The organism is Leisingera sp. MMG026, assembly GCF_021654205.1.
In the GTDB taxonomy this organism is placed as follows: Bacteria; Pseudomonadota; Alphaproteobacteria; order Rhodobacterales; family Rhodobacteraceae; genus Leisingera.
In genome coordinates this window covers 1-19,895 of the sequence record NZ_JAKFZM010000010.1, presented here as the reverse complement: position 1 = coordinate 19,895, position 19,895 = coordinate 1, and the positions used below count along the sequence as shown (strand labels likewise).

The 19,895-nt window shown below is 61.2% G+C and carries 18 protein-coding genes and 1 tRNA gene; 9 read left to right on the top strand and 10 right to left on the bottom strand.

Annotation, left to right across the window (positions count from 1 at the left end; translation table 11 throughout):
• Window positions 1-49 precede the first annotated feature (49 nt).
• The 4 genes from L1069_RS07090 (at window position 50) to L1069_RS07075 (ending at window position 5,376) form a co-directional block, all read left to right on the top strand.
• The gene (locus tag L1069_RS07090) at window positions 50-1,333 is read left to right on the top strand and encodes an ABC transporter substrate-binding protein (protein WP_129369247.1); all 1,284 of its coding nucleotides are present in this window, start codon (window positions 50-52) and stop codon (window positions 1,331-1,333) included.
• 117 nt (window positions 1,334-1,450) lie between these two features.
• A complete protein-coding gene (locus L1069_RS07085) occupies window positions 1,451-2,299 on the top strand; it encodes an ABC transporter ATP-binding protein (RefSeq protein ID WP_129369248.1) in 849 nt (282 codons plus the stop codon).
• Between the two features lie 17 nt (window positions 2,300-2,316).
• Window positions 2,317-3,534 (top strand): phenylacetate--CoA ligase family protein, encoded by a 1,218-nt coding sequence (locus tag L1069_RS07080; RefSeq protein WP_237455197.1) that lies wholly within the window; start codon window positions 2,317-2,319, stop codon window positions 3,532-3,534.
• Between the two features lie 162 nt (window positions 3,535-3,696).
• Window positions 3,697-5,376, top strand: a complete 1,680-nt coding sequence (locus tag L1069_RS07075; RefSeq protein ID WP_237455196.1) for an iron ABC transporter permease — start codon at window positions 3,697-3,699, stop codon at window positions 5,374-5,376.
• A gap of 61 nt (window positions 5,377-5,437) precedes the next feature.
• On the opposite strand, the gene L1069_RS07070 is transcribed toward L1069_RS07075, so the two are convergent.
• The 4 genes from L1069_RS07070 to L1069_RS07055 form a co-directional block, all read right to left on the bottom strand.
• The gene (locus tag L1069_RS07070; protein ID WP_237455195.1) at window positions 5,438-6,298 is read right to left on the bottom strand and encodes a CobW family GTP-binding protein; all 861 of its coding nucleotides are present in this window, start codon (window positions 6,296-6,298) and stop codon (window positions 5,438-5,440) included.
• A 222-nt stretch (window positions 6,299-6,520) separates the two neighbouring features.
• Window positions 6,521-7,537 carry a Fe(3+) ABC transporter substrate-binding protein gene (locus L1069_RS07065; RefSeq protein ID WP_237455194.1) on the bottom strand — a complete coding sequence of 339 codons (1,017 nt, stop codon included), beginning with the start codon at window positions 7,535-7,537 and terminating at the stop codon, window positions 6,521-6,523.
• A gap of 396 nt (window positions 7,538-7,933) precedes the next feature.
• Entirely contained in the window at window positions 7,934-8,059 is a 126-nt protein-coding gene (gene ykgO / locus L1069_RS07060; protein WP_005648635.1) for a type B 50S ribosomal protein L36, read from the bottom strand.
• A gap of 78 nt (window positions 8,060-8,137) precedes the next feature.
• A tRNA-Val gene (locus L1069_RS07055) sits at window positions 8,138-8,212 on the bottom strand.
• A gap of 162 nt (window positions 8,213-8,374) precedes the next feature.
• Here L1069_RS07055 and L1069_RS07050 point away from each other — a divergent pair.
• On the top strand, window positions 8,375-9,235 hold the full coding sequence (locus L1069_RS07050; RefSeq protein ID WP_134830924.1) for an N-formylglutamate amidohydrolase: 861 nt from the start codon (window positions 8,375-8,377) through the stop codon (window positions 9,233-9,235).
• Between the two features lie 20 nt (window positions 9,236-9,255).
• Here the strand turns inward: L1069_RS07050 and L1069_RS07045 are convergent, their stop codons facing one another.
• A complete protein-coding gene (locus L1069_RS07045; protein WP_129369254.1) occupies window positions 9,256-10,509 on the bottom strand; it encodes a DNA polymerase IV in 1,254 nt (417 codons plus the stop codon).
• Window positions 10,510-11,311: 802 nt separating this feature from the next.
• Window positions 11,312-12,028: an orotidine-5'-phosphate decarboxylase gene (pyrF, locus tag L1069_RS07035; RefSeq protein ID WP_237455193.1), complete on the bottom strand. Its 717-nt coding sequence runs from the start codon at window positions 12,026-12,028 to the stop codon at window positions 11,312-11,314.
• A 336-nt stretch (window positions 12,029-12,364) separates the two neighbouring features.
• On the opposite strand from pyrF, the gene clpB reads away from it, so the two are divergent.
• A complete protein-coding gene (gene clpB, locus L1069_RS07030; protein ID WP_237455192.1) occupies window positions 12,365-14,983 on the top strand; it encodes an ATP-dependent chaperone ClpB in 2,619 nt (872 codons plus the stop codon).
• Window positions 14,984-15,043: 60 nt separating this feature from the next.
• Here the strand turns inward: clpB and L1069_RS07025 are convergent, their stop codons facing one another.
• Together L1069_RS07025 and L1069_RS07020 are read right to left on the bottom strand one after the other, a co-directional pair.
• A complete protein-coding gene (locus tag L1069_RS07025) occupies window positions 15,044-15,322 on the bottom strand; it encodes a hypothetical protein (protein WP_237455191.1) in 279 nt (92 codons plus the stop codon).
• On the bottom strand, window positions 15,322-15,612 hold the full coding sequence (locus tag L1069_RS07020) for an antibiotic biosynthesis monooxygenase (RefSeq protein WP_237455190.1): 291 nt from the start codon (window positions 15,610-15,612) through the stop codon (window positions 15,322-15,324). Before L1069_RS07020 ends, L1069_RS07025 begins: the two co-directional genes overlap by 1 nt.
• Before the next feature lie 173 nt (window positions 15,613-15,785).
• Here L1069_RS07020 and L1069_RS24260 point away from each other — a divergent pair, with 173 nt between their 5' ends.
• Window positions 15,786-16,676 carry a helix-turn-helix domain-containing protein gene (locus tag L1069_RS24260; RefSeq protein ID WP_237455189.1) on the top strand — a complete coding sequence of 297 codons (891 nt, stop codon included), beginning with the start codon at window positions 15,786-15,788 and terminating at the stop codon, window positions 16,674-16,676.
• A gap of 16 nt (window positions 16,677-16,692) precedes the next feature.
• On the opposite strand, the gene L1069_RS07010 is transcribed toward L1069_RS24260, so the two are convergent.
• The gene (locus tag L1069_RS07010; RefSeq protein WP_129372789.1) at window positions 16,693-17,259 is read right to left on the bottom strand and encodes a hypothetical protein; all 567 of its coding nucleotides are present in this window, start codon (window positions 17,257-17,259) and stop codon (window positions 16,693-16,695) included.
• A 98-nt stretch (window positions 17,260-17,357) separates the two neighbouring features.
• The gene (locus L1069_RS07005; protein ID WP_237455188.1) at window positions 17,358-17,795 is read right to left on the bottom strand and encodes a DUF302 domain-containing protein; all 438 of its coding nucleotides are present in this window, start codon (window positions 17,793-17,795) and stop codon (window positions 17,358-17,360) included.
• 276 nt (window positions 17,796-18,071) lie between these two features.
• Between L1069_RS07005 and msrP the strand changes: the two genes are divergently transcribed.
• Together msrP and msrQ are read left to right on the top strand one after the other, a co-directional pair.
• Window positions 18,072-18,977, top strand: coding sequence for a protein-methionine-sulfoxide reductase catalytic subunit MsrP (gene msrP, locus L1069_RS07000; protein ID WP_237455187.1), 906 nt, complete (start codon window positions 18,072-18,074; stop codon window positions 18,975-18,977).
• Window positions 18,978-18,990: 13 nt separating this feature from the next.
• Window positions 18,991-19,614, top strand: coding sequence for a protein-methionine-sulfoxide reductase heme-binding subunit MsrQ (gene msrQ / locus L1069_RS06995; protein ID WP_237455186.1), 624 nt, complete (start codon window positions 18,991-18,993; stop codon window positions 19,612-19,614).
• Window positions 19,615-19,895: the final 281 nt, after the last annotated feature.

The following is a 19,895-nucleotide window of genomic DNA, read 5'->3' as shown; positions in this document are numbered from 1 at the left end:
CCCCGTTTTAAGAAACAATCGGATAAGACCATAGGGAGGATTTAAGCCGATGAAAAAGACACTGACCACACTGGCGCTGGGCGCCGCAATGGCAGCCGGACCGGCAATGGCGGACCTGGTGTTCCCGGACCTCAGCTACCGCACCGGGCCTTATGCGGCCGGCGGCATTCCGTTCTCGGACGGCTATAACGACTATTTCACCCTGCTGAACGAGCGCGATGGCGGTATCGGCGGTGTCCCGGCCAAGGTGATCGAATGCGAGACCGGCTATAACACCGAAAAAGGTGTGGAATGCTACGAGTCCACCAAGGGCCAGGGCGCGCTGATCTATCAACCGTTGTCCACCGGTATCACCTATCAGCTGATCCCCAAGGTGACCGCAGATAACATCCCGCTGCACACCATGGGCTATGGCCGCACCTCGGCGGCGAACGGCGAAGTGTTCAGCCATGTGTTCAACTATCCGGCCAACTACTGGAACGGTGCCTCGGGCGTTGTGAACTACTTGCTGGAATCCAACGGCGGCGACATCAGCGGCAAGAAAATCGCGCTGATCTATCACAACTCTGCCTACGGCAAGGAACCGATCCGCACCCTGGAGGAGCTGTCCAAGAAACACGGTTTCGAGTTGATCGCCCTGCCGGTGGACCACCCGGGCCAGGAGCAGAAGTCGCAGTGGCTGCAGATCCGCCGCGAGCGTCCCGACAATGTCGTGATGTGGGGCTGGGGTGTGATGAACCAGGTGGCAATTCAGGAAGCTGCCAACATCCGTTTCCCGATGGAGAATTTCATCGGTGTGTGGTGGTCCGGCGCCGAGCATGACGTGATGCCGGCAGGTGACAAGGCGGACGGCTACAAGGCAGTGACCTTCCACAACGTCGGCCGCGACTTCCCGGTGTTTGACGACATCCAGAAGTATGTCGTGGACGCGGGCAAGGCCGCAGGTGCCGGCGATCAGGTTGGTAACGTTCTGTATAACCGCGGCATGTACGCGGCGATGCTGGCAGCCGAAGCCGCCAAGACCGCGCAAGGTATTCATGGCACTGCGGATATCAACGCTGCGATGATGCGGGACGGCATGGAAGCGCTGGTGATCGACGAAGCCAAAATGGCTGCGCTGGGGATGCCGAACTTTGGCCCGACCTTCAATGTTTCCTGCGACAACCACGGCGGCCCTGGCCTGGTGGGTGTGACCCAGTGGGATGCAGAGAGCAAAACCTGGTCGCTGATTTCGGACTTCAAACCGTCCGATACCGAAGTGATCGGTAAGCTGATCGAAGAAGATTCGGGCGCCTATGCGGCTGAAAACAACATTGAGTCCCGCTGCAAGTAAGGGCTTTGGCCGGCCCTTGCCTTGGCGGGGCCGGAAACAACCGGCGCGGCAGAGAGCTGCCGCGCCACTCAACAGGGTTCCGGTTCAGGTCCGGGACAGTCATGAGGACACGCTTTGATGCTGGATGCAGCGAATACCGCCGCCGACACCGCCGATGTGCAGGCCGAGACCCTGCTGGAGGTCAACAATATCGAGGTGATCTACAATCACGTGATCCTCGTTCTGAAGGGCGTCAGCCTGAATGTCCCCAAGGGCGGCATAACCGCGCTGCTGGGCGGCAACGGGGCTGGCAAGACCACCACACTGAAGGCGATCTCGAACCTGCTGCATTCGGAACGCGGCGAGGTCACCAAAGGCTCGATCAAGTACCGCGGCGCGCATGTGCATGAGCAGGACCCGGCCGAGCTGGTGAAGAAGGGCGTCATTCAGGTGATGGAAGGCCGCCATTGTTTTGAGCATTTGACGGTGGAGGAAAACCTGCTGACCGGTGCGTATACCCGTTCGGACAGCAGTGCAAAGATTCAGGACGATCTGGAGATGGTCTATCACTATTTCCCGCGTCTGAAGGAGCGCCGCAAAAGCCAGGCCGGTTATACCTCGGGCGGCGAGCAGCAGATGGTGGCGATGGGCCGCGCGCTGATGTCCCGGCCCGAGACGATCCTGCTGGATGAGCCCTCGATGGGGCTGGCGCCGCAGCTGGTGGAGCAGATTTTCGAGATCGTGAAGTCGATCAACGAAAAAGAAGGGGTGACCTTCCTTTTGGCCGAGCAGAACACCAACGTGGCCCTGCGCTATGCCCATTACGGTTATATCCTGGAGTCGGGCCGTGTGGTGATGGACGGACCTGCGGCTGAGCTGCGGGAAAACCCGGATGTAAAGGAATTCTACCTCGGCATGTCGGATGAAGGGCGCAAGAGTTTTCGCGACGTGCGGTCTTACCGGCGCCGCAAGAGGTGGCTGAGCTGATGCGGGGAGATGACGTGATGACCTATTTTGACACGCTTGAGACCCGCAGCGCAGATGAACGCGCCGCAGATCTTGCCAAGGCCTTGCCAGAGCAGATCGCCCGTGCACGGTCAGCCTCCGGATATGCGGAATTGCTGGACGGTGTGGATCCGGCGGCGGTGGTCTCGGCGGAGGCCTTGGCGGCGCTGCCGGTGCTGCGCAAGTCGGAGCTGAGCCGGGCGCAGGCAGGGAACCCGCCCTTTGGCGGTTTCACCGTGAAGCCCGCGACCGGCTTTGCCCATGTTTTCCAAAGCCCCGGCCCGATCTATGAGCCGGGCGGGGTGGATGGCGACTGGTGGCGGATGGGGCGGTTTCTGAACGCTGCCGGGATCGGCCAGGGCGATGTAGTGCAGAACTGTTTCGGCTACCATTTGACACCTGCGGGCATGATTTTTGAAAACGGCGCGCGGGCGGTGGGCGCGGCGGTGTTGCCTGCCGGCACCGGCCAGACAGAGCTGCAGGTGACGGCTGCGCGTGATGTCGGTGCCACCTCCTATGCCGGCACGCCGGATTACCTGAAGGTGATCCTGGACAAGGCCGACGCCATGGGTGTGGAGCTGGCCTTTACCAAGGCGGCGGTGGGCGGCGGCGCGCTGTTTCCTTCCCTGCGTCAGGAGTATGCTGATCGCGGGATTTCCTGCCTGCAGTGCTACGCCACCGCTGATCTGGGCAATATCGCCTATGAAAGCCCGGCTATGGAGGGGATGATTGTCGACGAGCATGTGATCGTCGAGATTGTCACTCCCGGCACCGGCAACCCGGTGGCACCCGGCGAAGTGGGTGAGGTTGTGGTGACAACGCTGAACCCGGATTATCCGCTGATCCGATTTGCCACCGGCGATCTGTCGGCAGTGATGCCGGGCGTTTCGCCCTGCGGCCGCACCAATTTGCGGATCAAGGGCTGGATGGGCCGGGCGGATCAGACCACCAAGATCAAAGGCATGTTTGTGCGGCCCGAGCAGGTGGCGGCGCTGGTCGACAAACATGACGAGATCGTCAAGGCGCGTGTGGTTGCCAGCCGCGATGGCGAGATGGATGCAATGACCGTGCAGATTGAGGCGCAGGGCGGCGACGAGGCAGCCTATGCCCGCTCGGTGATCGAGGTGCTGAAGCTCAAGGGCAAAGTTGAGGTTGTGGCACCGGACGCATTGCCCAAGGACGGGCTGGTGATCGAGGATCTGCGAAACTACGACTGATTTCTTCGCAGGATCCAAGAAGCACGGGCGCCGGCATCAGGCGCCCGTTTACTGTTCCGCAAGCAGGCAGAGCGCAAGCAGTGCTTTCTGGCTGGAATTTCTGACTGGAATAGTCGTAATAGGGCAACGCGAACCATCAGCCGGACCTGTGACTGCCGTAAAATGACTGCCGCGAATGACCCCATAAAGTATGCCCCCTACGGGCGCCGCAGCGGTGGAAGGAGCCGCGGCGGTGTTTTTGCCTTTCTGGCCTGGGCGGTGGCCCTGTCTTGCGTGCTGCCGATGCTGGCGGTGGCTCTGGCGGCGGCATTCGGCGGGACGGAGACGATCAGCCATCTGGCGGCCACGGTGCTGCCGGGATATTCGCTGACGACACTGGCACTGGTCGCGCTGGTCGCGCTTGGCACATTTGCAATCGGCACCGGTGCTGCCTGGCTGGTGACCATGACGCGCTTTCCCGGCGCGCGGTTTCTGGAAATCGCTCTGGTCCTGCCGCTGGCGTTTCCGGCCTATGTTCTGGCCTATGCCTATACCCATATTCTGGACCACCCTGGTTTCGTGCAGGCCACGCTGCGGGATGTGACCGGTTGGGGGCCGCGGGACTACTGGTTCCCTGAGATCCGCTCCACTGGCGGGGCAGCGGCGATGCTGGTTCTGGTGCTTTACCCCTATGTTTACCTGCTGGCGCGGGCGGCGTTTCTGCAGCAGAGCGCGGGCGCTTTTCTGGCGGCACGGGCGTTGGGCAAGAACGCCTGGCAGGCATTCTGGATGGTCAGCCTACCAATGGCGCGGCCGGCGATTGCCTCGGGCGTGCTGCTGGCAGTGATGGAGACCATCGCGGATTTCGGCACGGTCTCCTATTTCGGCGTGCAGACATTTGCCACCGGGATTTACACCAGCTGGTTTTCGCTGGGCGACCGGGGCGGCGCGGCGCAGCTGGCTCTGTGCCTGTTGGGCTTTGCCCTGACGCTTGCCGTAGCGGAGCGGGCGACACGGGGGCGGGCGAAGTATCATCAGGCGGGCAAGCATCATAACCAGATGCCGCCGGCCGAGCTGAAGGGGCTCCAGGCGGTGGTCGCAGCCTTCTTCTGCGCGGTGCCGGTGGTGCTGGGGTTTTTGCTGCCTGTGGGAGTGCTGTTCCTGATGAGTTTCGAGTCTGAGCAGAACCTGTTCAGCCGACGCTATATCGATTTCACTGCCAACTCGATCACTTTGGCGGCAACTGCTGCAGTTCTGACCGTGGCAGCCGCAGTGTGCCTTGGCTTTTACCAGCGGCTGCGGCCCGGGCAGGTGTCCTCAACCGCGGCCTATTTTGCGCGGCTGGGCTATGCGGTGCCGGGCGGGGTGATCGCGGTGGGGCTGATCGTGCCTTTTGCCGCCTTTGACAACGCGCTGGATGCCTGGATGCGGGAAAGTTTCGGCATTCGCACAGGGCTGCTGGTGACAGGGTCGATCTGGCTGCTGGTCGCGGCCTACGGCGTGCGGTTCATGGCCGCCGCTCTTGGCGCTTATGAGGGCGGCCAGGCCACGATGCATTCCAACATGGATGCGGCGGCGCGCTCCTTGGGGCAGGGGCCGCTTGGGATGCTGCGCCGGGTACATCTGCCGATCCTGACGCCCAGCCTGCTGACCGCGCTGCTGATTGTGTTTGTCGATGTGATGAAGGAGCTGCCCGCGACGCTGATAATGCGGCCGTTCAATTTCGACACGCTGGCGGTGCAGGCGCACCGGCTGGCGGCGGATGAGCGGCTGGAAGGCGCCGCGGTGCCTTCGCTGGTGATCATGGCGGTGGGGCTGCTGCCGGTGATTCTGATCTGCCGTCAGGTGGGACGGCGGCGCTAGGCGCAAGAATTTTGGAAAATTCTTGCCAAGAAAATTTGAATTTTCTTGGCCCGGGTGCAGCTTATGCTGCCCACCAGGCCTCAATCTCGTCGCGGGAAATCCGGTTTGCCGGACCCAAGCCCACCAGCACGGTTTCTTCAGCCTCACAGCGTTTGGCTTCAACATGCCGGCCAACTACATGCAGCTCATATGCGCCTCCGGAGGTCAGCACAAAGCCTTTCATCCGGTAAAGCCCCGCAGGCCGGGCCGCCAGCTTGTTGCCCAGTGCGCGGCGGTCCAGCACATCGCTGCTGCGGTGCTGCCAGGTGGTATAGGCGGGATGTGCGGCAACAGCGGTGCCCTTGGGCAGCGGCACCACGTCGAACAGCAGCTCGGCCACGGGCGATCCATTCAGCACGGTAGGAGTGCGGGCGCCGGCCTTCGCCAGCAGGGCGGAGACCGTCTGGTTCATGCCATCGCATTTGGAGACGATCACCAGATCAGCGGCGCGGATTTGCTGCTCCGCCTGCGGTGCAACCAGCGGGTCGCTCAGCAGGGTTCCGGCATTCTCTGCATCCACCAGAGTGACGATGCCGCCATAACTCAGCCCGACTTCATTCAGAACCGAATTGGCTATGGCGACCGGGTCGGAAATACCGCTGGCCTCGATAACCAGATGATCCGGACGGTCCGGACGGTTCAGGATGTCGCGCAACGCGAGAGACAGGTCATCGCCCATGGTGCAGCAGGCACAGCCATTGGTGAGAGCAATCGTACCCCCAGCGGTGTCCTGGATCAGGGCGTCATCAATGTTGATTGCACCAAAATCATTCACGATCACGGTCAGTTTCAATCCGTGGTCTTCGGCTAAAAGGCGGTTGATTAACGTGGTCTTGCCAGCGCCCAGATAGCCGCTGATTATCGTTACCGGCAACCGGTTCATACGCTCTGTTCCTCCAGAGCGCGGAAAGCTCTCGACTGCATGATTCCCCCCGAAATTCAAGATGCGGGAATCTATAGGCCGGTGGCCCGAACGGGTCTAGCAAAAGCTCGGTCAGCTTCAATCTTTCGCCAAGGGACGTGCCAGTGTGTTTCTGGGGAACCGGTCGCTGCAAAAAAAGCGCGGTCCAAGCCGCGCTTTTTATGTGTTGGCTGACGGCTGGATTTACTTCCAGCCAACGTTGTTGAAGATCTTCTGTGCTTCGGGAAGATTCTTGGCAACGTCCGAAAGGCTCACGTCATCCGGCTTGAAGTGGCCAAGCGCTGCGATCGAGGGGGCCAGACCGACACCGGGCACCGCCGGGTATTCGTCATTCCCGGCCGAGAAATACGCTTGGGCGGAATCACTGGCGAGATATTCCAGGAATTGGACGGCGTTTTCCTTGTTCGGCGCATGGGCCGCCACACCGCCGCCCGAGAGATTCATATGCGCGCCTTCTGTATTCTGCGAGGGAAACAGCCAGCCGATCTGATCGCGGCCGTCCGAGATGCCCTTGACGTTTTTTCGGATCGAACGTGCGAAGTAGTAGGTGTTGGCCACCGCGATATCGCATTCGCCTGAGATGATGCCGCGCATCTGGTCAGTGTCGCCGCCCTGCGGGTCGCGGGCCATGTTGGCGACGACGCCCTCAGCCCATTCCCGGGCTTTTTCGGTGCCGTGGTGAGTCACGATCGAGGCCAAAAGGGTCTGGTTGTATGTGTTCTTGGAAGAGCGGATGCAGACCAGGCCTTTGTAGGCGGGGTCTGCCAGATCCAGATAGGTGAGCGGCGGGTCAGCCACTTCATCCTTGTCATAGAAGATGATCCGTGAGCGTTGGCTGAAACCGAACCACTGATTGTCCTCATCCTGCAGATAGGCGGGCACGCGGGCTTCCAGTACATCGCTTTTGATGCTTTGCAGCACACCGGCGTCCTTGGCGCGCGTCAGGCGCGAGGTGTCGACGGTGATCAGGATGTCAGCAGGGGAATTCTCACCTTCTGCGTTCATCCGGGCGATCAGCTCGTCCGCGTTGCCTTCGATGCGGTTGATGGTGATGCCGGTGGCCGCTTCGAATTCCGAATAGAGCTGTTCGTCGGTGTCATAGTGGCGCGACGAATAGATGTTCAGCTCGCCTTCGGCGGCAGCTGAGGTGGCAATGGCAGCGGTCAGGGCGCCGGCCAGTACGGTGGTGGCTTTCAGCATTGGATGTCCCGTTCTTCTGTGGCTTTTATTCCGACTGAAATAGTCAATTAAAGCAATTGGCAGAAGATGCAACGAATTTCCGACTGAATCACTTGGTGAATTCTCGGCCTGGACTGGCGGCAACTGAGAGCAGGCGGGCAGGAGCTAAAGAGCAGGGGCAGATGCCGGGGCGCGCTCCCGCCCGTCGCCGGGCTTCTGGCAAAGTCCGCTTCGGTTGGGCATGGCACCGCGCCATGCGCGGTGCCATGCCCAAGGCCGCGAAGACTCGCCCGGTTTTGGCCGGGGGATCTGCGGGCGCGGGAGCGTTTGCCTGTGTCTTTTCTGGAAGCCGCAGTTGCCAAACGCAAAAAAACCGCATCAAATGATGCGGTTTTCTGCGTGTCGCTGTGTCGGATCTTAGCCCTGGCGCGCTTTGAACTTGCGCTGGGTCTTGTTGATCACGTAAACGCGGCCCTTGCGGCGCACAACCCGGCAATCGCGGTGCCGGTTCTTCAGCGAACGGAGCGAGTTCTTGACCTTCATGGTCTCTCTCCTTGTCTGCGGCGCGAACCAGCGCCTGGGTTAGCGGGTGGCCTGGCCGGAGCCGAAGCCGTGAATGAATGGTGGGCGATACAAGGATCGAACTTGTGACCCCTTCGATGTCAACGAAGTGCTCTACCGCTGAGCTAATCGCCCACTCTGGCCTGCGCGCCGTCCTGCCCCTTAGAAGTGAAAGGGGCGTGGGGTGCCGCGCCGGTGAGGGGGTCTATAAATAGAGTCGCTCAGGGGTGCAAGAGCTTTTGACCGCAGAAATTTCCGCGATATGCTGTTTCTTGCACAAGAAGCACCGGAGCAAGGATGCCTGATACAGCGTTTTCCGTGATTTCACCGCAGAAACTGGCGTCCGCCGTGGTTTTTGCCTCTCCGCACAGCGGCACAGACTATTCCGATTCCTTTCTGGCCCAGTCGATTCTGGGGCGAAAAGAGATCCGCAGCTCGGAGGACGCCTTTGTAGACCGGCTGTTTAAGGCCGCGCCAGAGTTTGGATCACCGCTGCTGATGGCAGTCAAACCGCGTGCCTACCTGGATCTGAACCGGTCTCCGGATGAGCTGGATCCGGCGGTGATCGAAGGGGTGCAGCGGCGCGGGCAGAATCCGCGGGTGGCGTCCGGCCTTGGGGTGATTCCCCGGGTGGTGGCCAATGGCCGTGCCATTTACCGCGGCAAACTGCCGGCGACGGAAGCAGAGCAGCGGATCAGATGCTGCTGGCACCCCTACCACCAGGCGCTGAAGGGGCTTCTTGAGCAGGCGCATCAGCATTTCGGCCAAGCGATTCTGGTCGATTGCCATTCGATGCCGCATGAGGCGATCGACACCATGGTTCCGTGCAAGGGCGGCAAACCCGAGGTGGTGCTGGGCGACCGTTTCGGCGCCGCAGCCGATAGCAGCGTTGTGGACCGGATCGAGGCTGCCTTTGCTGCGGCCGGGCTGAACGTTGCCCGCAACACGCCGTTTGCCGGGGCCTATATCGCCCAGACCTATGGCCGCCCATCGCGGCGGCAGCACGCGGTTCAGATCGAAATAGACCGGGCATTGTATATGGATGAAGCTAAAATCCGGCCCAACGGGAACTTTGAACCGCTGCAGCAGCTGTTGCGCCAAGTGATTGCCGAGATTGCGGCGATTGGGCGTGAGGAACTGCCGCTGGCGGCGGAGTAAGAAGAAAACGCCTGCGCGGCTCAGCGCAACGCGCGGCCTTTCAGAATCGCGCTATCACCAAATCGCTTGCGGATGGCATCGGTGGCGCGTTCCGCCTCGGCCCGCTTGCCAGCCTGCGGATCCAGCAGGTCGCCGGTTTCGTCGGCTTGCGACTCGGGCACGAGCTCAGAGATGCCGCAGCCCAGCAGCCGGTAGGGTCCTTGGTCACCCGCCTGGTCCAAAAGGTTGCGTGCGGTGCGGTAAATGCGGTCGGCGATCTGGGTGGGACTGCGCAGTGTCAACCGCCGGGTCAATGCGGAATGATTGGCGCGTTTCAGTTTGAGAGTGACAACCCGGCCTGCAAGTTCCCGCGCCTTGGCACGGTCGGAAACCTGTTCTGCAAGCCGCCACAGATGACCATCCAGAATGTCTATGCTGGCGGTGTCTTCAAAAAACGTGGTTTCTTTGGAAATTGATTTAACGGGGGCATTGGCCGAAACCCGGCGCCGGTCCTGGCCGCGGGCCAGGTGCCAGAGCCGGTCCCCCATGGAGCCGAAGCGGCTGTGCAGGGCCTCGCGGTCCCAACGCAAAAGGTCCGAGAATGTGCGGATGCCCGCCTTTTCCAGACTTGCCTGGGCGGCGGGGCCGATGCCCCAAATCAGCCGCACCGGTTTTTCGCGCAGGAAATCACCGGTTTCTGCCTTGCCAATCACCGAGAACCCGCGCGGTTTGTCGAGGTCGGAAGCAACTTTGGCCAGGAACTTATTATGTGACAGGCCGATGGAACCGGTGACGCCCAATTCGTCCTTCATCCGTTTGACCAGCCGGGCCAGCATCACGGCGGGCGGCGCACCGTGCAGTTTTTCGGTGCCGCTGAGGTCCATGAAGGCTTCATCCAGCGACAGCGGCTCCACCTCCGGGGTGAGCTCGTTCATCATCTTGCGGATTTCGCGGCTGACCTCGACGTAGACGCTCATCCGCGGTTTGATGAACACCGCATCGGGGCAAAGTTTCAAGGCCTGGAACGTTGGCATGGCCGAGCGCACTCCGCGGATGCGGGCGACGTAGCAGGCGGTGGAGACCACACCGCGTTTGCCGCCCCCGATGATCACCGGCTTGGCGGCCAGTTCTGGATTGTCGCGCTTTTCCACGCTGGCATAAAAGGCATCGCAGTCCATATGGGCGATGGTGAGGGAAAACAGCTCTGCATGCGCCTTGATCCGCGGGCTGCCGCAATGCGGACAGCGCCGGGCGGCGGGGGTTTCTTTCAGACAGTCTCGGCAAAGGGCATACATGGCGGGGCAAGTGGCTGAATGACTGGAACGGCAAGTCTAGCTTGCGGCGGAAGGCTTGTCTTTAGCGCGGCGGGGCGCCAAGTGACAGATCATGGCACTAGGGCGAGAAATTTTTTCCGGCGCGAATGTGGCCTTGTTTCTAGGCTGGGAGCTGCGTGTCATCCTGCGTGATGACACGCCGGATATTCCACGCCCTGGGCATTGAGACCTGCCGGGCGGCGGTCGCGAGAGGAAGGAACGTCCCGAAGTATGCACGCTGCGGAAGACCCGGGAAGAAATTGGCCTAGTGCTGCAGCCGGGCAGGTGAAGTTCGAAGGTGAAGGGCAGGGATGGGCGCTGATGCCGCCGGATACCTGCTGCGGGCACTCTTTGGCGGTGCCGCATCCTGCCGGACGGCTAAGGCGCTGCCTTGCGGAGTGGGCGGTCTGCATGAGGCTGAAAGAAAGATCCCCCGCTAACTAGCGGGGGGAGGTGACGGGTCTCAGGAAGAAAAGCCCGTCTGGGGAGTGTCTCAAGTCCTAGAATCGCTCAGTCGGCGGTAATTCGCAAAGTCCACGGCAGCGGGCAGAGTTTGCGGAGCTGTGTGGTGTGCTTTTGAAGGCACAGGGCAATTTGGCGCAGATTTTGCCACTCTCGGCGGATTTCTCAGTGAAATGAAGTGCTTGACGTAGCGTCACTATACTTTTGAACCATGGCTCCCGCTGGCGGATTGTGCATAAGCAAAAGATTTATTTCTGCCTAATTTTTGGGCATGCAGGCGCCTGCACTGTTCGCAGCGCAGACAGCCTGTGGCTTCTCGGTGTTACACCCGCACGCCGGCCAGCTCAGCCAGGATGGCTTCAGCCGCGGCGCGGGGGCTGTCCGCCTGCCAGATCGGACGGCCAACAACGATATGGTCGGCACCGTCAGCAATAGCGCTCGCAGGTGTCGCGACCCGTTTTTGATCGCCGAGGTCGGCACCGGCAGGGCGGACGCCGGGGGTGACGATCAGCTTGCCTTCGGCTTCGGGCAGGGCACGGATCAGGGCCGCTTCCTGCGGGCTGGCGATAACCCCGTCGGCGCCGGCGGCAAAGGCATTGCCTGCGCGTTCCAGTACCAGATCCTGCACTGCACCCTCTTTGATCAGAGCGCCGTCCAGGTCCTGGCGGTCCAGTGAGGTGAGGATGGTGACGGCGAGGATCTTGAGGTCTTTGCCGGCAGCGCCTTCCTTGGCCGCCTGCACAACGTAAGGGTCGCCATGCACGGTGAGGAAGTCGAGATCGAACTGGGCCAGGCCGCGCACCGCATTTTCCACGGTGGCGCCGATGTCGAACAGTTTCATGTCGAGGAAAATACGCTTGCCGTGCTCCTGCTTCAGCTCATTTGCCAGCGCCAGCCCGCCGCCGGTCAGCATACCTAGGCCGATCTTGTAGAAGGAGACCGCATCTCCCAGCTGTTCGGCCAGCTTCAGGCCATTCAGCGCATTGGGGACATCCATGGCAACAATCAGACGGTCGTCGGCGCGCGGGGGGTGGGTCATGGGACGGTCCTTACTCTTGGCGGATTTGGCGTGAAACTGGCGTTTCATACGCAAGGGGCTTCGGTTGGGCAAGGTGCAGACGGGGCTCCCGCAACTGAAGCTGCCCCCGTGCGGGGACAGATTACAGTTTTGGGCCCGGCGCCGCGTCGCCGCGGCGCGGTCGCTCCGGTGGCGGCCAGGCGAAGTTGACGCAGGTCAGGGATTTGCTCATCTTTTCGGTGTTTAATGATCTTGAAGCGGCTGGTTTGCTTCCCACATTGAACTTTGAGGCCCGGACAGGGGCGTGCCGCAGGGCGGGCGCTGCCAAACATCGGGCGCTTGATAAAGGAGAGCAAGATGGACTTGAACAAGTTCACTGAGCGTGCACGCGGTTTCGTGCAGGCGGCGCAGACGATTGCGATGCGCGAGGGGCACCAGCGGCTGGTGCCGGAGCACATACTGAAAGCATTGATGGATGATGATCAGGGGCTGGCGAGCAACCTGATCTCCCGCGCGGGCGGCGTACCGGCGCGCGTGGTTGACGCTGTCGAGGCTGCTGTCGCCAAGCAGGCGAAGGTAAGCGGAGATGCGGCGCAGATCTATTTGGACGGCCAGACTGCCAAGGTGCTGGACGAGGCTGCCAGGATTGCCGGGAAGGCAGGCGACAGCTTTGTGCCGGTTGAGCGGCTGCTGATGGCGCTGTGCATGGTGAAGTCCAAGGCGAAGGACGCCCTGGAAGCCGGTGCCGTCTCTGCGCAGAAGCTGAATGAGGCGATCAATGACATCCGCAAAGGACGCACCGCTGACTCAGCCACTGCTGAGGAAGGCTATGATGCGCTGAAGAAATACGCCCGTGACCTGACCGAGGCGGCGCGGGAGGGAAAGATCGACCCGATCATCGGGCGGGATGAGGAGATCCGCCGCTCGATGCAGGTGCTGTCGCGCCGGACCAAGAACAATCCGGTGCTGATCGGTGAGCCGGGCGTGGGTAAGACCGCGATTGCCGAGGGCATGGCGCTGCGCATCATCAACGGCGATGTGCCGGAGTCTTTGCGTGACAAGAAGCTGCTGTCGCTGGATATGGGCGCGCTGATTGCCGGTGCGAAGTACCGCGGCGAGTTTGAGGAGCGCCTGAAGGCGGTGCTGACAGAAGTGACCGAAGCCGCGGGTGAGATCATTCTGTTCATCGACGAGATGCACACGCTGGTCGGCGCCGGCAAATCCGACGGCGCGATGGATGCCGCCAATCTGATCAAGCCCGCCCTTGCGCGCGGCGAGCTGCACTGCGTTGGCGCGACCACGCTGGATGAATACCGCAAATATGTGGAGAAGGACGCGGCGCTGGCCCGCCGGTTCCAGCCGGTAATGGTGACCGAGCCGACGGTGGAGGACACGGTTTCGATTCTGCGCGGCATCAAGGAGAAGTATGAGCTGCACCACGGGGTGCGGATTGCCGATGCGGCCTTGGTTGCGGCGGCGACATTGTCGAACCGCTACATCACCGACCGCTTTTTGCCGGACAAGGCCATCGACCTGATGGACGAGGCCGCCAGCCGCTTGCGCATGCAGGTGGATTCCAAGCCCGAGGAATTGGATGCGCTGGACCGGCAGATCCTGCAGATGCAGATCGAGGAAGAGGCGCTGAAGCTTGAGGACGACGCGGCCTCCAAGGACCGGTTAACGACGCTGCAGAAGGAACTGTCGGACCTGCAGGAGCAGTCGGCGGAGATGACCGCTCAATGGCAGTCGGAACGGGACAAGCTGGCAGGGGCTCGCGACCTGAAAGAGCAACTGGACCGTGCCCGCGCCGACCTGGACATAGCCAAGCGGGAGGGCAACCTCGCCAAGGCGGGAGAGCTGTCTTATGGCGTTATTCCGGGGCTGGAAAAGCAGCTGTCCGATGCCGAGAGCCGCGAAGAAAAGGGCCTGATGGTCGAAGAGGCCGTGCGGCCGGAGCAGATCGCGGCTGTTGTGGAGCGTTGGACCGGTATTCCGACCTCCAAGATGCTGGAGGGCGAGCGCGAGAAGCTGCTGCGCATGGAAGATGATCTGCACCGCCGGGTGATCGGCCAAAACACAGCGGTGACCGCAGTGGCCAATGCGGTGCGCCGGGCGCGCGCGGGGCTGAATGACGAGAACCGGCCGCTGGGGTCGTTCCTGTTTCTTGGGCCGACCGGCGTGGGTAAGACCGAATTGACCAAGGCGGTTGCCGGCTTCCTGTTTGACGACGAGCACGCGATGGTGCGCGTTGATATGTCCGAGTTCATGGAGAAACACTCGGTCGCCCGGCTGATCGGTGCGCCGCCGGGCTATGTCGGCTATGACGAGGGCGGTGTGCTGACCGAAGCGGTGCGCCGCCGCCCCTATCAGGTGGTGCTGTTCGACGAGGTCGAAAAGGCGCATCCGGATGTGTTCAACGTGCTTCTGCAGGTCTTGGACGACGGCATGCTGACCGACGGGCAGGGCCGTACCGTGGATTTCAAGCAGACGCTGATCATTCTGACCTCGAACCTGGGCGCGCAGGCGCTCAGCCAGCTGCCCGAAGGCGCGGATGCCTCGGACGCGCGGCGTGATGTGATGGATGCGGTCCGGGCTCATTTCCGGCCCGAGTTCCTGAACCGTCTGGATGAGACCATCATCTTTGACCGTTTGGCGCGGGCGGATATGGACGGCATTGTCGAAATCCAGCTGGCGCGGCTGCTGAAGCGGCTGGCGGCGCGCAAGATAGCGCTGGAGCTGGACGAGGCGGCCAAGACCTGGCTGGCGGATGAGGGCTATGACCCGGTGTTTGGTGCCCGTCCGCTGAAGCGGGTGATCCAGCGCGCCCTGCAAAACCCGCTCGCCGAGGCCCTGCTGGGCGGCGAGGTCAAGGACGGCGACACCGTCCCGGTCTCGGCCGGCAGCGAGGGGTTGATCATCGGCGACCGGCTGGGGACGTCAGACCGGCCCAAGCCTGACGATGCCGTGGTGCATTGAGGAAAAGCAACGAGGAAGGCCCGCCAGCGATGGCGGGCCTTTGTCAGGAAAGGGGGAACGCTATAGTTCCAAACGGCGCGCGCCCGTTCGGGTGCGTTCACCCGCCAGGATCAGGCAAAAGTCCTCATTCTCCAGTACCAGTTGACTGAGTGACGACGGGTTGCGGCGCATGCCCAGAAGGTATTCAGCGGTGCCGGACTTGCGGAGCTTTACGGTATGGAACCGTATCTCTGCCGGTGCCGTTGCGGCAAATACCGGCGAGAGGCAGGCCGCCGCGGCGGCTGAGGCTTTGCAGCTAAGGGCCGTGCGGCGCGAAATGCCTTTGGAGCAGCTTGTCATCAGATCGCCAGCCTTTTGTAGTAACGAACCTCTGGCGGCGCGGTCATGAATGCGGCCAGGCTGGCGAGGACACCGTTTTCGGAAATTGCCTGGATGTAGGCGGCGTGGTGCAGTTTTGAGAGCCATTCCTCAACAATCAGCAGGCCGCGGGTTTCGTCATCAAAATAGAGTGTGACCGACAGGGCGCCGTCAAAGCCGCGTACAGCCGGCAGACGGTCCGCAAGGAAGGGTTCCAGTTCCGCGAACCGCCCTTCCAGTACTTCCATTTCAAGCGTTACCCAGATGCTCATCGGGATCTCCTTTTTTCTCTCGATGCGCAGTTCATGGCTGGGATGATAGCGGTCCGCTAACGTAACCCGATCAATAGTATTGCAATCCGATCAGAAACCCTGGTTAGGTTTCTGCAATTGCAAACACGGGTGAGCAATGGCAGCCCGTACCGGCAACCTGATGGAGCCGCCGCGTGACACATGCCCGAAGTCAGCTGATCGTTATTCCCGATGCATTGAAAGCCTTTTCCTTTACGCGCGAAATTCTGTCGAGCCGGCACGGGCGGCTGATGCATAAGGAGCTGCATGCGGATTTGAGGGAACTGGAGTTTGTCTCCAGCGAGACTTGCATCTGCTATTTGCTGAAGGGCCGGGAACGGTTTTTCGATGCGGACGGCATCTGCACCGAAATGCAGGCGGGTGAGCTGGTTATCATTCCCCCGAATGTCCGGCTTCAGTCGGACTTCCGCTGTCAGGATGGGCCGCTTGAGGCGGTGATGATTTTCCTGGCACCCGCGCTGGTCCGCGATGCGCTCGCACGTTTGGGAGGCGGGCAGGCTGGGGAACCTGCGGGCCTGGAAACCGTGCCTGCGAGCCAGAGGCTGGCCGCGTTTATGAGCGGTGTCGCCGAGGTCTACGGCGATCTGCAGGTGGACGCGGATCTTGTGCGATTGAAGCTGATTGAGCTGATTATGCTGCTTGCGGTGCTGCATGACCGCAGCAAGCTGGCGAACACGCTTGCAGGCAGTCTCAGCACGCAGCACCATCGCTCAGTCGCTTATGTGGCCAGGGCGTTTCAGGATCACGATTTGCACACTGGTGACCTTGCAGCATTGTCCGGCCGCTCTGTTCCGACATTCAACCGGGAGTTCCGGCGTATTTTTGGTGCGTCGCCAGCGCAATGGCGCAAGCAACGCAAGCTGGATCAGGCCAAGGGGTTGCTGGAAAACACCGGAGAGGCGGTCACCGGCATCGGGCTGGCCGTCGGCTATGACAGCACGTCCCACTTTATCAGCGCATTTAAGAAGCAGTTCGGAATGACCCCGGGTCAGTTCCGGGCGGCTATTGCCGCAGCTGACCCGTAGTCCCAGGGGTGCAGCTTCACTGTGCGACCGCGTCCTTGGCCACCCGCCGTTCATATTTGCGGCGCAGGACCTGAAGGCGGGGTTCCCAATTGTAGCGTCCGTCCTCGGTAGTGGAGGACCAGAACAGCTTGCCGCCATAGCGCCAGGGGTCAAGCACGATGCCCTCATTTATTCCGTCGCCTTTGGCCGCGATCACCGCAGTGCTGTGGTCGATGCGGAAATCGTTTTTAGGTTCGGCAATGGCGCGCAGCATCGAGAGCGTCTGGAAGTTCTCCTGGCTAAGCCGCGCCTGCATGTCCTCGGCGTAATGCACGCAAAGGCCGCGGTCCTTGACCCCGGTGTTCACCATCGTGTTGTGCAGGATCGGCGAGGTGGTGACATTATACTGCTCGGCCAGCCTGGCGGAGTAGCTGTAGGCGATCTCGGCTGCGCGGCGGGCCTCAACCGGGTCCACTTTCGGATCCAGGGTTTGCAGCGCCAGCGAGAGTTCTTGGACATCGTTCTTGGTCGCCGTAGGGCCGGTGGCGCAGCCAGCCAGCGTGGCGGCTGCCAGCATCATCAGGTAAGCAAAAAGGGATTTCATCATGGTCTGCCCGTGCCGGAATTTCAGTTTCCGGCCAGCATAGTGAAATCACGCAGGCAGTGCAGCGGGAAATTTTGCAGCCAGGGGTACTCCGGAGCTTACTCCTCAATCGCCTCCTGCACGATGCCGTCCACTAGATCGTGGATCACCTGCATCTCGCCCTCGGGGAAGGCGCGGAAGCCAATGGTGACGTCATCTGCGCCGGGGGTCTGAGCGACGAATATGTCATAAGGGCAGAAGGTGATGTTCATTGGATTGGCCTCCATCACCTGGCGCGACAGTTTGGCGGAGCAGAAAGAAAAGACCTGCGCATGTTCGAACAGCACAATATCCGAGCCGACATCGGCGCGGGTGCGTTCCAGCATGTCGCCCACATGGCTGATGTGGTCGATCCGCAGGCCCCGGTTGGTGATGGCGCTTTCAAGCCCGAAGGTTACGTCATCAAAGGGCAGGGAGGTGGTGTAGCTCACCATGTCCTGCGCCGCAGCCGTGCCGGTGCTGATGGCAAGGGCGGCTGCAACTACATATATCTTCATCGGGCATCTCCCTGGTGATTGCTGACACGCGCCCGCTGCCCTGCAGGGCCGTGCGCTAACATATTACATTTTTTGCATGAGACGGGGGCAACCGCCACCGGAAAGTTTCCGCATAGCCGGTTCAGGCGCCGCGCCGCTGAAAGCTCCGTTTGTTAACGCGGAATGAAGAAGGCTGTGCAACGTTACAGTTCTCTCGCGCAGTCGTTACAGGATATGTTTTGGGTTTTGCGCACGGGACCGTTACCTGAAAGGGAGCAGTAAACTCAGGAGACGCAGATGGCGCGCCGCTGGACCAATGATTTGACCCTTGCAGATGCAACCCCGGAGGCTGCGTTCTGGAACCGCCGCCAGATCATGGCGGGGCTGGCAGGCAGCGGGCTGGCCGCGGCGCTGGGCACTGGCGTGCGCGCGGAGGCGGCATTGGAGCCCAATTCTTGGGAAGAAGTGACCAATTACTGCAACTTCTATGAGTTCGGCACCGGCAAAGGCGACCCGTCCAAATACGCGGACCGGATGACCACCACGCCCTGGAGCGTCAAGATTGACGGTCTGGTGAACAAGCCGGGTGATTATTCCTTTGAGCAGATCCTGGGCGAAATGACACTGGAAGAGCGTATCTACCGTTTCCGCTGTGTCGAGGCCTGGTCCATGGTGGTGCCCTGGCAAGGATTCGAACTTGCCGATTTGCTGAACCTTGCAGGCGTGCAGGACGGCGCCAAATACGTTGCATTTGAGACGCTGTACCGGCCATCTGAAATGCCGGGCACCGCCTATAAGGTGCTGGACTGGCCCTACCGCGAAGGCCTGCGCCTGGATGAGGCGATGAACCCGCTGACGATGATGGCAACAGGTATCTTCGGTAAACCGCTGCCCAACCAGAACGGCGCACCGCTGCGGCTGGTGGTTCCGTGGAAGTACGGTTTCAAGTCGATCAAGTCCGTCGTGCGCATCACCCTGACGGATCAGGAGCCGCCGACCAGCTGGAATATGGCCAATGGCCGGGAATACGGCTTCTATAGTAATGTGAATCCCGATGTCTCGCATCCGCGCTGGAGCCAGGCCAGCGAACGCCGCATTGGCGGCGGGCTGTTCGCCAAGCGCCAGCCGACGCTGATGTTCAATGGCTACGGGAACGAAGTCGCCGCCCTGTATGACGGGATGGACCTTGCCCAGCACTTCTGACCGGAGCCGCGTGATGGACACGGTAAACCAGCTTTTCCGCCGCTTTCCAGTCTGGGCATTTTATCTGCTCGGGACACTGCCTGCGTTCTGGTTCTTTTACCTCGGCCTCACTGGCGGTCTGGGAGTAGAGCCGATCAAGGCGCTGGAGCATGAATATGGCGAACTGGCGCTGCAGCTGATGATCCTGACGCTTTCCATTTCCCCGATGCGCCGGCTGCTGGGATTGAACCTGATGAAGTTCCGCCGGTCGATCGGCCTGCTGTGCTTCTTCTATGTGTCTTGCCATCTGCTGGTTTGGCTGGTGCTGGACGTTCAGATTATTGGCCAGATCCTCAGCGATATTGCCAAGCGCCCTTATATCACCATTGGTATGGGGGGCTTTGTCCTGATGCTTCCGCTGGCTTTGACCTCCAACAATTTCGCTGTCCGGCGGCTGGGGCGTGCCTGGCCGCGGTTGCACAAGCTGACCTATGCGGCAGCTCTTCTAGGGGCGCTGCACTACGTGTTGCTTGTTAAGGGCTTCCAAATTGAACCGCTGTTTTATCTTGGCGTGGTGGTTGTCCTGCTGGCCCTTCGATTGCCTGCCGCTCAATTCCGGAAGCGGCAGTCTGCACCCAGGGCATCAGGCCGGGCTTAAATCGGATCCGCGGTACTGGCGTATGACTTGAAAGGCGGTCCTGTTTGGGCCGTCTTTTTGTTTTGGTCTCTGCGCCTTTTGGGCTTTGTCCGTGGCGACTCGTTTTCTGGGGTGATTTGCTGTGATTCCTGGCGGCGGGTCTGTGGATAAGCGGTGCTGGTCTGTGGGTAAGTCCTGTGGCGGGGTGTTTTGGGTGTTCCGGGGTGTTTGCGGCTGCAGCATCCGGGTCAGTATTGCTGACTTTTTTGACGCGTAAGTCGTTGATTTTGTTTTGTTTCCAT